We start from the raw sequence: 15,201 nt of genomic DNA on the forward strand, positions 1-15,201 counted from the left end.
TGTCCACGCTCCGGAAGCCGCCCGCGTCAGGAGACGTCGATGACGGCCTTCCCCCTGGTCCGCCCGGACTGGCTGAGCCGCCACGCCTCGGCGGCCTCGGCCGGCGGCACGGCTCCCCTCCCCGCTTCCGTCGCACCCGCCGCAGCAGCGCGTCAGCGCAGCAGCAACCCGGCGGCCTCCCGGGCTCCGATGTCGTCCGGGGGCAGGGTCACCAGGCCCATCTCGGCCGGGCCCGCCAGCAGCGGATGGGAGGGCAGGACGCGGACGGTGTAGCCGAACGGCCCGGTGCGGTCCAGCGCCAGCGGCCCCTCGTACAGCCGGCTCCCGTCCTCCTCCGGCCCGCCGGAGGGCTTGAGCGGTACGCACACCGCCTCCTCGCCCGCGATGGAGTCCGACTCGTCAACCCGTCCGGCGACCGCCTGCACCTCCACGTCGTCCGGCTCCAGGCCGCCGAGCGCCACCAGCACCCGCAGCGACAGCGAGGCGCCCAGCTCCACGGACTCGCAGACCGACTCCACATGGTCGATCGCCACCCGCGGCCAGTTCGCGCGCACCCGTGCCTTCCACGCCGCCAGCCGCCCGGCGGCGCCGGCGTCCAGCGCACGGTGGGCACGGGCGGCGGGGGTGTACAGCCGCTCGGTGTACTCGCGCACCATCCGGTCGGCGAGCACCTTCGGCCCGAGCCTCTCCCGGGTCTGGCGGACCATCTCGATCCACCGTTCGGGCAGTCCGTCGCCGGCCGGTCCACGGTCGTAGAAGCACGGCGCCACATGCTCGCGGAGCAGTTCGTAGAGGGCCGCGGCCTCCATGTCGTCGCGCCGCTCGCGGTCCTGCGCGCTCTCGTGCGCCGCACCGGGCCCGCCGCCGTCGGCGGTCGGGATGGCCCAGCCGAAGTCCGGCTCGTACCACTCCTCCCACCAGCCGTCCCGCACCGAGAGGTTGAGGCAGCCGTTGAGCGCCGCCTTCATCCCCGAGGTCCCGCACGCCTCCAGCGGGCGCAGCGGGTTGTTCAGCCAGACGTCGCAGCCGGTGTAGAGCCCCTGCGCCATGGCCATGCCGTAGTCGGGCAGGAAGACGATGCGGTGGCGCACCCGCGGGTCGTCGGTGAACCGCACCAGTTCCTGGATCAGCCGCTTGCCGCCGTCGTCGGCCGGGTGCGCCTTGCCCGCGACCACGAGCTGGACGGGCCGGGTGGGGTGCAGCAGCAGCTCGGTGAGCCGCTCGCGGTCGCGCAGCATCAGGGTCAGGCGCTTGTAGGACGGAACGCGGCGGGCGAAACCGATGGTGAGCACGTCCGGGTCCAGGACGCCGTCGATCCAGCCGAGTTCGGTGTCCGAGGCGCCGCGCTGCCGCCAGGACGCGCGCAGCCGCCGCCGCACCTCGTGCACGAGCCGCTCGCGCAGGGTGCGGCGGGTCTCCCACAGTCCGGCGCCGCCGGCGTCGGCGGGCAGCGTCCACATCTCGTCGGCGGTCCAGGTGGGGGCGTGGACGCCGTTGGTGATGGAGGTGATGGGCACCTCGGCGGCGTCGAAGCCCGGCCACAGTCCGGCGAACATCTCCCGGCTGACCGAGCCGTGCAGCGTGGAGACGCCGTTGGCCCGCCGGGCGAGCCGGAGCCCCATCACGGCCATGTTGAACAGTCCCGGGTCGCCGCCGGGGTAGGTCTCGGTGCCCAGCCGCAGCACCTGCTCCACGTCCACGCCGGGCAGCTCGCCGTCGTCGCCGAGATGGCGGGCGACCAGGTCACGGTCGAAGCGGTCGATGCCGGCGGGAACGGGGGTGTGGGTGGTGAACACCGTCCCGGCGCGCACGGCCTCCAGAGCGGTGTCGAAGGGGACGTCCTCCCCGGTCATCTCCCGGACGCGCTCCAGTCCGAGGAAGCCCGCGTGCCCCTCGTTGGTGTGGAACACCTCGGGGGCGGGATGGCCGGTGACGCGGCAGTACGCGCGCACCGCCCGCACCCCGCCGATGCCCAGCAGCATCTCCTGGAGCAGCCGGTGCTCGCTGCCGCCGCCGTAGAGCCGGTCGGTGACGTCGCGTTCGCGCGGGGCGTTCTCCTCCACGTCGGAGTCGAGCAGCAGCAGGGGGACGCGGCCGACGCGGGCCCGCCAGACGTGGGCGCGCAGGGTGCGCGCGCCGGGCAGCCGCAGGTCCACGCGGACCGGGGAGCCGCCCGGCTCGCGCAGCGGTTCCAGCGGCAGTTCGTTGGGGTCCAGGAGGGGGTAGTGCTCCTGCTGCCAGCCGTCGCGCGACAGGCTCTGGCGGAAGTAGCCGTGGCGGTACAGCAGTCCCACCCCGATCAGCGGGACGCCGAGGTCGCTGGCGGACTTGAGGTGGTCCCCGGCGAGGATGCCGAGCCCGCCGGAGTACTGGGGCAGGGCCGCCGTGATGCCGAACTCGGGGGAGAAGTAGGCGATGGCGGCGGGCAGTTCGCCCTCCGCGCGCTGGTACCAGCGCGGCTCGGTCAGGTACTCGCGCAGATCGCCCGCGGCGGCGGACAGCCGCTCCAGGAAGTCGCGGTCATGGGCCAGCTCCTCCAGCCGCCGGGCGGACACGGTGCCCAGCGTCCGCACCGGGTCGCCGCCGGAGGCCTGCCAGCCGTCGGGGTCGGCCCGGCGGAAGAGCTCTCTGGTCTCGGGGTGCCAGGACCAGCGCAGGTTGTGCGCCAGGTCGCTGAGCGGTCGTAGGGGTTCCGGAAGGACGGGACGTACAGAGAATCGACGAATGGCCTTCACACCTCGACGGTAGCCGGACCCCGGCCGTTTTCGCCCTGTAACCCGTCATCACGTCACCAAAGGCTCCATAGGCGCATATGCGCGCACTCGTCGTGCGCCCGCGCATCGCGCCCGTGTCCGCCTCCCCCGGCCCTCCGCCGGGCGCCGGGCGCCGGCGCGGAAAGAGGAGGAGTTTCCCGGCTCGTGGCGGGAACGGTCAGGTTGGGCACGTTTGCTTACCAGTAGTTCACATTGAGGCGGATGCCCGCCCCGTCCCGGCGGGCAGTCTCTCCTCCTACCGCCCTTCCCGGGTTCTCCCGGAACAACCGTCACGCCAGCCGAGTGAAAGCGGACAGGAGCGGCCATGCCCCCGGCCCGTCAACGGTCTGTGGAACAGATAGAAAGAACAAAACCATCCGTAACGCCACCAGGTGGTCCAATGATCGGTCGCATCCCCGTGCTGGACGTCCACCCGCTCGTCGACTGCGGGCGCCGCCCGGCGAAGGCCGTGGCCGGTGAGACCTTCCACGTCTCGGCCACCGTCTTCCGCGAAGGCCACGACGCGGTCGGCGCGAACGTCGTCCTGCGCGACCCGAACGGAAGCCCGGGCCCGTGGACCCCGATGCGGGAACTGGCGCCGGGCACCGACCGCTGGGGCGCCGACGTCACCCCCGGTTCGGAGGGCCGATGGTCCTACACCGTCGAGGCGTGGGGCGATCCGGTCGGCACCTGGCGGCACAACGCGAAGATCAAGGTACCGGCGGGGATCGACGCCGAGCTGACCCTCACCGAGGGCGCGCTGCTGCACGAGCGGGCCGCCGCGGGAGTGCCCGAGGACGACGGCCGCGCGGCCGTCCTGGAGGCGGTCGAGGGCCTGCGCGACGCCTCCCGCCCGGTCGCCGCGCGGCTGGCCGCGGCGCTGGCGCCCGGGGTGGTGTCCGCGCTGGACCGCCACCCGCTGCGCGAGCCGGTCACCGCCACCCGCCCCCTGCCGCTGCTGGTGGAGCGCAGGAGGGCGCTGTTCGGCTCCTGGTACGAGTTCTTCCCGCGCTCGGAGGGCGCGGTGGTGGAGGAGGGCGAGCCGCCCGTCCCCGGCACCCTGCGCACGGCCGCCGAGCGGCTGCCCGCGATCGCGGACATGGGCTTCGACGTGGTCTACCTTCCGCCGGTCCACCCCATCGGCGAATCGTTCCGCAAGGGTCCCAACAACTCCCTCACCGCCGGGCCCCACGACGTCGGCAGCCCCTGGGCCATCGGCTCGGCCGCCGGCGGGCACGACGCGATCCACCCGGACCTGGGCACCTTCGAGGACTTCGACCGCTTCGTGGCGCGCGCCCGCGAACTGCGCGTGGAGGTGGCCCTGGACTTCGCCCTGCAGTGCTCGCCGGACCATCCGTGGGTCAAGGAGCACCCTGAGTGGTTCCACCACCGCCCCGACGGGACGATCGCCTACGCCGAGAACCCGCCGAAGAAGTACCAGGACATCTACCCCATCGCGTTCGAAGCGGACATGGCCGGGCTCGTCGCCGAGACCGTGCGGATCCTGCGGATGTGGATGTCCCACGGGGTGCGGATCTTCCGCGTGGACAACCCCCACACCAAGCCGGTCGTCTTCTGGGAGAAGGTGATCGGCGAGATCAACGGGACCGATCCCGACGTCGTCTTCCTGGCCGAGGCGTTCACCCGCCCGGCGATGATGCACACCCTGGCCAAGATCGGCTTCCAGCAGTCCTACACCTACTTCACCTGGCGCAACGGGAAGGACGAGCTGACCGAGTACCTCACCGAACTCTCCGGGGACGCCGCCTCCTACATGAGGCCCAACTTCTTCGTCAACACTCCCGACATCCTCCACGCATACCTCCAGGAGGGCGGGCGCCACGCGTTCGAGGCCCGCGCGGTGCTCGCCGCGACCCTCTCCCCCTCCTGGGGGGTCTACTCGGGCTACGAGCTGTGCGAGTCGACACCGGTCAGGCCGGGCAGCGAGGAGTACCTTGACTCGGAGAAGTACCAGCTCCGCCCGCGCGACTGGGCGGCCGCGGAGCGTGCGGGCACCACCATCGCCCCGCTCCTCACCGAACTGAACCGGCTGCGCCGCCGCCATCCGGCACTGCAGGAGCTGCGCAACCTGCGCTTCCACCACAGCGACAACCCGTCGATCATCGTCTATTCGAAGCACTGCGCACACCCGTACGCCGACACGGTTCTCACGGTGGTCAACCTCGATCCCCACCACACCCACGAGGCCACGGTCTCGTTGGACCTGGCGGAACTCGGCCTCACAACCGCTCAGGCCAGTGGCGCCGAACTTTTCCCGGTGCGCGACGAGCTCACCGGCGAGACCTATCACTGGGGCAGGGACAACTATGTGCGCCTGGAGCCGGGCCGCGGTGCGGCGCCCGCGCACATCCTCTCCCTGCGACCGTCCCCACAGACCGGAGGGTCACCCAACCATGACCGTCAATGAACCCGTCATCGACACGTTCGAGGACACGCCCGCCAAGGACCGCGATCCCGATTGGTTCAAGAGGGCCGTCTTCTATGAAGTGCTGGTCCGGTCCTTCCAGGACAGCAACGGCGACGGCATCGGCGATCTGAAGGGCCTCACCGCCCGGCTCGACTACCTGCAGTGGCTGGGCGTGGACTGCCTCTGGCTGCCCCCGTTCTTCAAGTCCCCGCTGCGGGACGGCGGCTACGACGTCGCCGACTACACCTCCGTCCTCCCCGAGTTCGGCGACCTCGCCGACTTCGTGGAGTTCGTGGACGCCGCACACCAGCGCGGCATGCGGATCATCATCGACATGGTGATGAACCACACCAGCGACCAGCACCCGTGGTTCCAGGAGTCCCGGCGCGACCCCGACGGGCCCTACGGCGACTACTACGTGTGGGCCGACGACGACAAGCAGTACCCGGACGCCCGCATCATCTTCGTCGACACCGAGGCGTCCAACTGGACGTTCGACCCGGTGCGCAAACAGTACTACTGGCACCGCTTCTTCTCCCACCAGCCGGACCTCAACTACGAGAACCCGCAGGTCCAGGATGAGATGATCTCGGCACTGAAGTTCTGGCTGGACCTGGGCATCGACGGGTTCCGGCTGGACGCGGTCCCCTACCTGTACGCGCAGGAGGGCACCAACTGCGAGAACCTCCCGCAGACCCACGGGTTCCTGAGGAAGGTCCGCGCCGAGATCGACGCGCACTACCCCGACACCGTGCTGCTGGCCGAGGCCAACCAGTGGCCGGAGGACGTCGTCGACTACTTCGGCGACTACTCCAAGGGCGGCGACGAGTGCCACATGGCGTTCCACTTCCCCGTCATGCCGCGCATCTTCATGGCGGTGCGGCGCGAGTCGCGCTATCCGGTCTCCGAGGTCCTGGCCAAGACCCCCGCCATCCCCTCGGGCTGCCAGTGGGGCATCTTCCTGCGCAACCACGACGAGCTGACCCTGGAGATGGTCACCGACGAGGAGCGCGACTACATGTACGCGGAGTACGCCAAGGACCCGCGGATGCGCGCCAACATCGGCATCCGGCGGCGGCTGGCCCCGCTGCTGGACAACGACCGCAACCAGATCGAGCTGTTCACCGCCCTGCTGCTGTCCCTGCCGGGTTCGCCGATCCTGTACTACGGCGACGAGATCGGCATGGGCGACAACATCTGGCTGGGCGACCGGGACGCGGTGCGCACCCCGATGCAGTGGACGCCCGACCGCAACGCGGGCTTCTCCTCCTGCGATCCGGGCCGGCTGTTCCTGCCCACGATCATGGACCCGGTCCACGGCTACCAGGTCACCAACGTGGAGGCCGCCATGAGCAGCCCCTCCTCGCTGCTTCACTGGACCCGCCGGATGATCGAGATCCGCAAGCAGAACCCGGCCTTCGGACTGGGCACCTACACCGAACTGCCCTCCTCCAACCCGGCCGTGCTCGCCTTCCTGCGCGAGTACGGGGACGACCTGGTGCTGTGCGTGAACAACTTCTCGCGGTTCCCGCAGCCCACCGAGCTGGATCTGAACGCCTTCGGCGGACGCCACCCGGTGGAGCTGATCGGCGGGGTGCGGTTCCCTCCCATCGGGGAACTGCCGTATCTGCTGACCCTGGCCGGGCACGGCTTCTACTGGTTCCGGCTGCGCGAGCAGACGTGAGGGGGAAGTAGGGCAGGCATGGACAGCGGGGGCCCGGGAACAAGCCATAACACGGATTGGGCCCGGGCCGCCGCGGGCAGTATCCCTCTCACCACCGACCGCACCGCTCGAAGCAGTTCGCTAGCCCGCTTGGTGGGTACTCCCCGACACGTCCCGCACCGCCGGACAGCCACAGCCGCAATCCGGGACACTCTGCCGTACCTTTCGTGTGCCCGGGGAAAGGACGCCATGTCGGACAGCTCCTCGCCGCGCGCCGCCGTCGTCGCCACGCGCGAGCCGGAGGGCGCGGCGCTGCTGCGTTCGCTCACGCCACTGCTCACCGAATGGCTTCCGCGGCAACGCTGGTTCGCCGGGAAGGGACGGCCCGTCAGCGGGTTCGCCCTCGTCGCCGCCACCGAGCTGCTGCCGTGCGCGGGCGGGGCCGCGCCGGGGCTGCTGCACCTGCTGGTGCGGGCCCGCCAGCCCGGCGGGCCGGAGCAGACCCATCCGGTCCCCGCGGACTGCTACCAGCTGCTGCTGGGCGTGCGCGACGCCCTGCCGCCGCCGCTGGCCGGCTCCCTGATCGGCCACCCCGCCGACGGGCCGCTGGCCGGCCGCACGGTGTACGAGGCCCTGCACGACCCGCGGCTGGCCGCCGTGCTGCTGGAGCGGCTGCGCTCCCCGGGACGACTCGGCCCGCTGCTCTTCCAGCGGGAGCGCGGCACCACGATCCCGCAGGGGCTGCCGCCCAGGCCGCTGAGCGTGGAGCAGTCGAACTCCTCGGTGGTCTACGGCGACAGCCACATTCTCAAGCTGTTCCGCCGCGTCAGTCCCGGCGTCAACCCCGATCTGGAGCTGCCGCTGGCCCTGGCGCGGGCCGGGTCGGACCGGGTGCCCGCGCCGGCCGCCTGGTTCGAGGCGCGTCCCGGCGAACGCCCCGGCGAGGGCGGCGAGGCGGGCGAACCGATGACGCTGGGCGTGCTCCAGCCCTTCCTGTCCGGCACCAGCGACGGCTGGCAGCTCGCCCTGGGCTCGCTGGCGTCGCACGGCGACTTCTCCGGTTCCGCGCGTGCGCTGGGCCGGGCGATCGCCGAGGTGCACACCACGCTGGCGCAGGCGCTGCCGGTGACGGCGCTGGGGCGCCGCCAGCTGGAGTTCATCGCCTCCGGCATGAACGAGCGCCTGGAGGCCGCGGCCGCCGCCGTACCCTCCCTGCGCCAGTACCGGGGGAAGCTGCACACCGTCTTCGACGCCGTCGCCGGACTCGGCCGCGGCGGGCGGTCCTGGTCCGCCCAGCGCATCCACGGCGATCTCCATCTGGGCCAGGCGCTGTGCGCGGAGGACGACGGCCGCTGGTCGGTCATCGACTTCGAGGGCGAGCCCGCCCGTCCCATCGCCGAGCGCCGCCGCCCCCAGCCGGTGGTGCGGGACATCGCGGGCATACTACGCTCCTTCGACTACGCGGCGTGCCAGCACGCCCGGTCCTCCCCGGGCGAAGCCGGGTGGGCCCGCCGGTGGTCCGAGAAGAACCGTGACGCCTACTGCTCCGGCTACGCCGAGGCCTCCGGCTCCGACCCGCGCGACGAGGGCGTCCTGCTGCGCGCGTACGAGACGGACAAGGCCGTCTACGAAGTGCTCTACGAGGCCAGGCACCGTCCCGCCTGGCTCGCCATCCCGATGTCCGCCGTCCAGCGGCTCGCGGACACCTGAACGATTCCGTGCACAGGAGGCCCCTTCCGTGACCCCCCGTCCCGACAGCCGACCGCTCTCCGAAACCTCCCCGCGGCCCGTCCGCACCGGCGGCCGGGACGGGGACGCCGTCCCGGCCGCCCCCTCCGGAGCCGCCGGTCCGAAGACCCCGGCCGGGACCACCGGTCCCTCCGGGGGGGATGCCGCAGAGAAGACCGCGGCGTCCGGGTCCGCCGCGAAGGCCCCCGCGAAGAAAACCGCCAGGAAGACGGCCGCCAAGAAGACCGCGACCGAGAAGGCCGTGGCGAAGAAGGCGGTGGCCAAGAAGGCGGTGGCCAAGAAGGCCGCCGCGAAGAAAACGGCCGCGAAGAAGACCACCGGGAAAGCGGCGGCCGGGAAGACCGCGGCGTCCGGGTCCGCCGCGAAGGCCCCCGCGAAGAAAACCGCCAGGACCGCGGCGGCCGGGAGGGCGGCGGTACCGGAGCCCGCGGCCCTGCGCCAGGAGGAGCCGCTGAAGGACCACGCCCCCAACTGGCCCGGTGCCCGCCCGCCCGCCCCCCGCCGCGGCGACGACGTCCCGGCCGGACGGGGCGTCGGGCGCGCCGCTCCGCTCGACCCCGGCGAGCGGCAGCGTCTGCTGCACGGCTCCCACCACGACCCGCACACGGTGCTCGGCGCGCACCGGGTGCCCGGCGGGGCGCTGTTCCGGGCGCTGCGGCCGTACGCCCGCTCCGTCACCGTCCTGACCGAGGGGGTGCGGGCCGAGCTGCACGACGACGGGGACGGGCTGTTCTCCGGGGTCCTCCCGCCGGCCGCCGGGCTCTCGGCGCCCTCCTACCGGCTGCTGGTGCGCTACGGCGAGGAGCCCGGCGAGGACGAGCTGGAGGCCGAGGACCCGTACCGCTTCCTGCCCTCGCTCGGCGAGCTGGACCTGCACCTGATCGGCGAGGGCCGCCACGAGGAGCTGTGGCGGGCGCTGGGCGCGCGCCCCATGACCGTCGACGGGGTGGCCGGCACCCGCTTCACCGTCTGGGCGCCCAACGCCCTGGGGGTACGGGTCGCCGGGGACTTCAACCGCTGGGACGGCACCGCCTGCCCCATGCGCTCACTGGGCGGCAGCGGCGTGTGGGAGCTGTTCCTGCCCGGGGTCGGCGCGGGCGCGCTGTACAAGTTCGACATCACCCGTCCGGACGGCTCCCACACCCTGCGCGCCGACCCGATGGCCCGCCGCACCGAGGCCCCGCCGGCGACCGCCTCGATCGTGGAGGAGTCGGCGTACGCCTGGCACGACGAGGAGTGGCTGGCGCGCCGTGCCGAGCGCGCGCCCCACCGGGCGCCCCTGTCCGTCTACGAGGTGCACCTGCCGTCCTGGCGTCCCGGGCTGACCTACCGCGAACTGGCCGAGCAGCTCCCGGCGTACGTGAGGGACCTGGGCTTCACCCATGTGGAACTGATGCCCGTCGCCGAGCACCCCTTCGGCGGCTCCTGGGGCTACCAGGTCACCGGTTTCTACGCGCCCACCGCGCGGATGGGCACCCCCGACGACTTCCGGTACCTGGTCGACCGCCTCCACCAGGAGGGCATCGGGGTGCTGATGGACTGGGTGCCCGCGCACTTCCCCAAGGACGAGTGGGCGCTGGCCCGCTTCGACGGCACCGCCCTGTACGAGCACTCCGACCCGGCCCGCGCCGAGCACCCGGACTGGGGGACGCTGGAGTTCAACTTCGGCCGCACCGAGGTCCGCAACTTCCTGGTCGCCAACGCCGTCTACTGGTGCGAGGAGTTCCACATCGACGGCCTGCGCGTGGACGCCGTCGCCTCGATGCTCTACCTGGACTACTCGCGCGAGTCCGGCCAGTGGACCCCCAACGTGTACGGCGGCCGGGAGAACCTGGACGCGGTGGCCTTCCTGCAGGAGATGAACGCCACCGTCTACCGCCGCTGCCCCGGCGTGATCACCGCCGCCGAGGAGTCCACCGCCTGGGACGGCGTCACCCGCGCCACCCACCACACCGGTCCGGGCGGCTTCGGCGGGCTGGGCTTCGGCTTCAAGTGGAACATGGGGTGGATGCACGACTCCCTGGAATACATGGCCAGGGAACCGGTCCACCGCAAGTACCACCACAACGAGATGACGTTCTCGATGGTGTACGCCTACTCGGAGAACTACATCCTGCCCGTCTCCCACGACGAGGTGGTGCACGGCAAGCGGTCGCTGGTGTCGAAGATGCCGGGCGACTGGTGGCAGCAGCGGGCCGACCACCGGGCGTACCTGGGCTTCATGTGGTCCCACCCGGGCAAGCAGCTCCTGTTCATGGGGCAGGAGTTCGCCCAGGGCGCGGAGTGGTCGGAGGCGCACGGGCCGGACTGGTGGCTGCTGGACCCGGCGTACTCGGCCGCCGGCGACCACCGGGGGGTGCGGGATCTGGTCCGCGACCTCAACCGCGTCTACACCGCCACGCCCGCCCTGTGGGAACTGGACACCGATCCGGCCGGCTTCTCCTGGCTCGAGGGGGGCGCGGCCGACGACAACGTCTTCGCTTTCCTGCGGTACGCCGCCGACGGCTCGCCGCTGATCGCCGTCTCCAACTTCTCCCCCGTCGTCCGGCACGGCTACCCGGTCGGCGTCCCCGAGGGGATCCCCGCCTGGCGGGAGGTCCTCAACACCGACGCCGCGCGGTACGGCGGGAGCGGGGTGGGCAACCCGGAGGCGCTGAAGGCGGACGCGGCCCCGGCGCACGGCCGTCCGGCCGGCATCGCCCCGACACTGCCGCCGCTGGCGACGATCTGGCTCGTCCCCGCCTGAACACGCGGCGAGCCGCGGGGGGGCCGCCCGGGGGGGGGGGGGGGGGGGGGGGGCCGGCGGCCCCCCCCCCCCCCGCCGCGGTGGTCCGGGCCTCGTGGGGAGACCCCCAGCACCCCCTGGAGCCCGCCAACACCAACGAGGTCCAGGGCGGCAAGGTGCTGGACATGGTCTTCCGTGGCCTCAAGCGCTACGACCCAGGGACCGGCCGCGCGGTCAACGCCGTCGCCGAGTCGATCACCACCGAGGACCAGCGGAACTTCACCGTCAGGCTGAAGGAGGGCTGGGAGTTCAGCGACGGCACGCCGGTCACGGCCGATTCCTTCGTGGACGCCTGGAACTACGGCGCCCTGGTCACCAACAACCAGGTCAACTCGTACTTCTTCCAGTACATCGAGGGGTACGAGGACGTCCATCCCGCCGAGGAGGGCGCCCGGCCCGCGGCCGAGACCATGTCCGGACTGGCGGTGAGGGACGAGCGCACCTTCACGGTGGAGCTCAGCCAGAAGTTCTCCCAGTGGCCGGAGACCCTCGGGTACAACGCCTACGCGCCGCTGCCCGAGTCGTTCTTCACCGACCGTGAGGAGTGGCTGGCCAAGCCGGTGGGCAACGGCCCGTACAAGATCGACTCGTACGCCAGGGGCCAGAGCATGAGGCTCTCCAGGAACGACAACTACAGCGGGACGGACAAGGCCCGCAACGAGGGCGTCGAACTGCGGGTCTACACCGACACCAACACCGCCTACACCGATCTCCAGGCCGGCAACCTCGACGTCGCCGACGACATCCCCGCCTCCCAGCTGAAGAACGCCGAACGCGACCTGGACGGCCGCTACGTCAACCAGCCCGCGGGCATCATCCAGACCCTCACCTTCCCCCTCTACCGGGAGCAGTGGCAGGGCGAGGACGGACGCAGGATCCGCCAGGGCATCTCCATGGCGATCGACCGGGAGCAGATCACCGAGCGGATCTACCACGGCACCCGCGTCCCGGCCACCGACCTCACCTCACCCGTGCTCGGCGACGGGGGCGGCTACAGCGAGGGGCTGTGCGGACGGACGTGCGACTACGACCCGGAGCAGGCCAGGAAGCTGATCGAGGAGGCCGGCGGTCTGCCGGGCGGCGGCATCACCCTCACCTCCAACGTCGACACCGGCTCCCACCGGCAGTGGATGGAGGCCGTCTGCAACAGCGTCAACAACGTGCTGGACGACAACGGCGCCTGCCGGGTCAAGCCGGTCGGCACCTTCGCGGACTACCGCAAGGACATCACCGCCGACGAGATGACGGGGATGTTCCGGGCCGGCTGGCAGATGGACTACCCGCTGATCCAGAACTTCCTCCAGCCGCTGTACTACACGGACGCCTCCTCCAACGACTCCGGCTACAGCAGCGAGGAGTTCGACGAGCTGATGGACCGGGCCAACGCGGCCGAGCGCTCCGAGGCCGTGAAGCTCTTCCGGGAGGCGGAGAAGGTCGTGCTCCATGACCTCCCGGCCGTCCCGCTGTGGTACCAGAACGGCACCGCGGGCTACTCGGACCGGGTCGAGGGCGTCAGGCTCAACCCCTTCTCGGTCCCGGTCTTCACCGAGATCGAGGTCGCCTGACACCCGCCCAGCCTCGCCCGCCGTCCGCCGCCCGAACCCCGGCCCGACGAGGAGGTCCGCCAGTGGGGCGCTACGTCATCCGCCGGCTGCTCCAGATGGTCCCGGTGTTCGCCGGGACGACCTTCCTGATCTTCGTGATGGTGTACGCGCTGGGCGACCCGGTCGCAGGCCTCTTCGGCGACCGGGCGCCCGACCCGGCCACCGCCGCCCGGCTGCGCGAGGAGTTCGGCCTCGACAGGCCGCTGTGGCAGCAGTACCTGCTCTATCTGGGAAAGATCTTCACCGGCGACTTCGGTACCGCCTTCAACGGCAGGCCCGTCGCCGAGCTGATGGCCACCGCGTTCCCGGTCACCGTACGGCTGATGCTGGTCGCGCTCCTCATCGAGACGGTGATCGGCGTCGTGCTCGGAGTGGTGGCCGGACTGCGGCGTGGCCGGAGCGCCGACACCTCGGTCCTGCTGCTGACCCTGCTGGTGATCTCGGTACCCACCTTCGTCACCGGCGCCACGCTCCAGTTCCTGCTCGGGGTGAAGTGGCCGGTGGTCAGCCCGGCGGTCAGCGCGGATGCCGCCTTCGGCGAACTGCTGCTGCCCGGGATCGTCCTCGCCCTGGTCTCCCTGGCCTACATCGCCCGGCTCACCCGCACCTCGGTGGCGGAGAGCATGCGGGCCGACCACGTCCGCACGGCGGTGGCCAAGGGGCTGCCGCGGCGCCGGGTGGTCACCCACCACCTGCTGCGCAACTCCCTGATCCCCGTGGTCACCTTCCTCGGCGCGGACATCGGCAGCCTGATGGCGGGCGCCCTGGTCACCGAGCGGATCTTCAACATCCAGGGCGTCGGCTACCAGCTCTACCAGGGCGTCCTGAGACAGAACTCCCCGACGGTGGTCGGCTTCGTCACGATCCTCGTCCTGGTCTTCCTGGCGGCCAACCTGCTCGTCGACCTCCTCTACGCCGTGCTCGACCCGAGGATCCGCTATGCCTGAGTCGTCCGTGCGCAGCCACCCCGAGGAGCCGCCGCCCGTCCCCGCCGGCGGCGAGGACGGCCCCGGTGGACCGGCCCCGGGCGGCGCCGCGGCCGGACCCGCGGAGACCGCCGGGCCCGGCGGCCCCCGTCGCGGGAAGGAGGAGCGGACGCGCGGTCTGTGGACGGACGCCTGGTACGACCTGCGGCGCGACCCCGTCTTCGCCGTCTCCGCCCTGCTGATCCTCTTCCTGTCGGCCATCGCCGTGTGGCCCGAACTGATCGCCACCCGCGACCCGCTCTCGTGCGACCTGGGCAGGGCGCTGGGCGGTCCCGCGCCGGGGCACTGGTTCGGCTTCGACGCCCAGGGGTGCGACGTCTACACCCGCACCGTCCACGGAGCCCGCGCCTCCATCGCGGTCGCCGTGTGCGCCACGCTGGGGACCGCCCTCGTCGGCGGAGTGCTCGGCGGGCTCGCCGGGTTCTTCGGGGGGTGGGCGGACGGGGTGCTCTCCCGCGTCACCGACGTCTTCTTCGGGATCCCGATGGTGCTGGGCGGCCTGGTCTTCCTGGCCATGGTCAGGGCCGAGGGCATCTGGCCGGTCGTCTGGGTGATCGTCGCGCTGGGCTGGCCCCAGGCGGCCCGTATCGCGCGCGGCTCGGTGATCACCGTCCGGCAGAACGACTTCGTGCAGGCCGCCAGGGCGCTGGGTGCCGGCAGCGTCCGCATCCTGGTGCGCCATGTGCTGCCGAACGCCGTCGCCCCGGTGATCGTGGTGATGACCATCGCGCTGGGCACCTATGTCGCGCTGGAGGCCACCCTGTCCTTCCTGGGCATCGGGCTCCGGCCGCCGACGGTCTCCTGGGGCGTGGCCGTCTCCGAGGCCTCCGACGGGATGCAGTTCCGCAACGCGCCGCACATCCTGCTCTATCCGGCCGCCGCGCTGAGCGTCACCGTGCTGGCGTTCATCATGCTCGGCGACGCGGTGCGCGACGCCCTCGATCCCAAGCTGCGCTGAGGGAGGCGTACGTGATCACCATCGACGGGGCCGTGCCCACCCCGGACCGGGGCGCCGGGGAGGAGGGGGGCCCCCCGCTGCTGGAGGTCCGCGACCTCCACGTGGAGTTCGCACTCAAGGACGGCACGGTACGGGCCGTCAACGGCGTCAACTACTCCGTCTCCGCCGGTGAGACGCTGGCGGTGCTGGGGGAGTCGGGTTCGGGCAAGTCGGTGACCGCGCAGGCGGTCATGGGCATCCTGGACATGCCGCCGGGGCGGATTCCCAGAGGGGAG

General features: G+C 71.9%; 9 protein-coding genes. 8 read left to right on the forward strand and 1 reads right to left on the reverse strand.

What is annotated here, in order from left to right; translation table 11 throughout:
- Positions 1-152: 152 nt before the first annotated feature.
- Positions 153-2,735, reverse strand: a complete 2,583-nt coding sequence (glgP, locus tag AC2CJA_RS14040) for an alpha-glucan family phosphorylase (protein ID WP_484603036.1) — start codon at positions 2,733-2,735, stop codon at positions 153-155.
- A gap of 418 nt (positions 2,736-3,153) precedes the next feature.
- On the opposite strand from glgP, the gene AC2CJA_RS14045 reads away from it, so the two are divergent.
- The 8 genes from AC2CJA_RS14045 to AC2CJA_RS14080 form a co-directional block, all read left to right on the forward strand.
- A complete protein-coding gene (locus AC2CJA_RS14045; protein ID WP_484603037.1) occupies positions 3,154-5,181 on the forward strand; it encodes an alpha-1,4-glucan--maltose-1-phosphate maltosyltransferase in 2,028 nt (675 codons plus the stop codon).
- Positions 5,168-6,865, forward strand: a complete 1,698-nt coding sequence (gene treS / locus AC2CJA_RS14050; RefSeq protein ID WP_484603038.1) for a maltose alpha-D-glucosyltransferase — start codon at positions 5,168-5,170, stop codon at positions 6,863-6,865. The genes AC2CJA_RS14045 and treS overlap by 14 nt, the downstream gene beginning before the upstream one ends.
- A gap of 228 nt (positions 6,866-7,093) precedes the next feature.
- Positions 7,094-8,554 (forward strand): maltokinase N-terminal cap-like domain-containing protein, encoded by a 1,461-nt coding sequence (locus AC2CJA_RS14055; RefSeq protein ID WP_484603039.1) that lies wholly within the window; start codon positions 7,094-7,096, stop codon positions 8,552-8,554.
- Positions 8,555-8,582: 28 nt separating this feature from the next.
- A complete protein-coding gene (glgB, locus tag AC2CJA_RS14060) occupies positions 8,583-11,339 on the forward strand; it encodes a 1,4-alpha-glucan branching enzyme (protein WP_484603040.1) in 2,757 nt (918 codons plus the stop codon).
- Positions 11,321-12,943 carry a peptide ABC transporter substrate-binding protein gene (locus AC2CJA_RS14065; RefSeq protein ID WP_484603044.1) on the forward strand — a complete coding sequence of 541 codons (1,623 nt, stop codon included), beginning with the start codon at positions 11,321-11,323 and terminating at the stop codon, positions 12,941-12,943. Before glgB ends, AC2CJA_RS14065 begins: the two co-directional genes overlap by 19 nt.
- A gap of 62 nt (positions 12,944-13,005) precedes the next feature.
- Positions 13,006-13,929 (forward strand): ABC transporter permease, encoded by a 924-nt coding sequence (locus AC2CJA_RS14070; RefSeq protein ID WP_484603041.1) that lies wholly within the window; start codon positions 13,006-13,008, stop codon positions 13,927-13,929.
- Positions 13,922-14,926, forward strand: a complete 1,005-nt coding sequence (locus AC2CJA_RS14075) for an ABC transporter permease (protein ID WP_484603042.1) — start codon at positions 13,922-13,924, stop codon at positions 14,924-14,926. Before AC2CJA_RS14070 ends, AC2CJA_RS14075 begins: the two co-directional genes overlap by 8 nt.
- Before the next feature lie 11 nt (positions 14,927-14,937).
- Positions 14,938-15,201 (forward strand): ATP-binding cassette domain-containing protein (locus AC2CJA_RS14080; protein ID WP_484603043.1); only part of this gene is annotated, 264 nt, incomplete at its 3' end.

This window comes from Streptomyces sp. ATLC9, from assembly GCF_057196705.1.

What these genes read in the sequence shown, in the direction of transcription:
- AC2CJA_RS14045 (WP_484603037.1), top strand. Translation starts at nt 3,154, where the DNA reads ATGATCGGTCGCATCCCCGTGCTGGACGTCCACCCGCTCGTCGACTGC.
- AC2CJA_RS14075 (WP_484603042.1), top strand. Translation starts at nt 13,922, where the DNA reads ATGCCTGAGTCGTCCGTGCGCAGCCACCCCGAGGAGCCGCCGCCCGTC.
- treS (WP_484603038.1), top strand. Translation starts at nt 5,168, where the DNA reads ATGACCGTCAATGAACCCGTCATCGACACGTTCGAGGACACGCCCGCC.
- AC2CJA_RS14055 (WP_484603039.1), top strand. Translation starts at nt 7,094, where the DNA reads ATGTCGGACAGCTCCTCGCCGCGCGCCGCCGTCGTCGCCACGCGCGAG.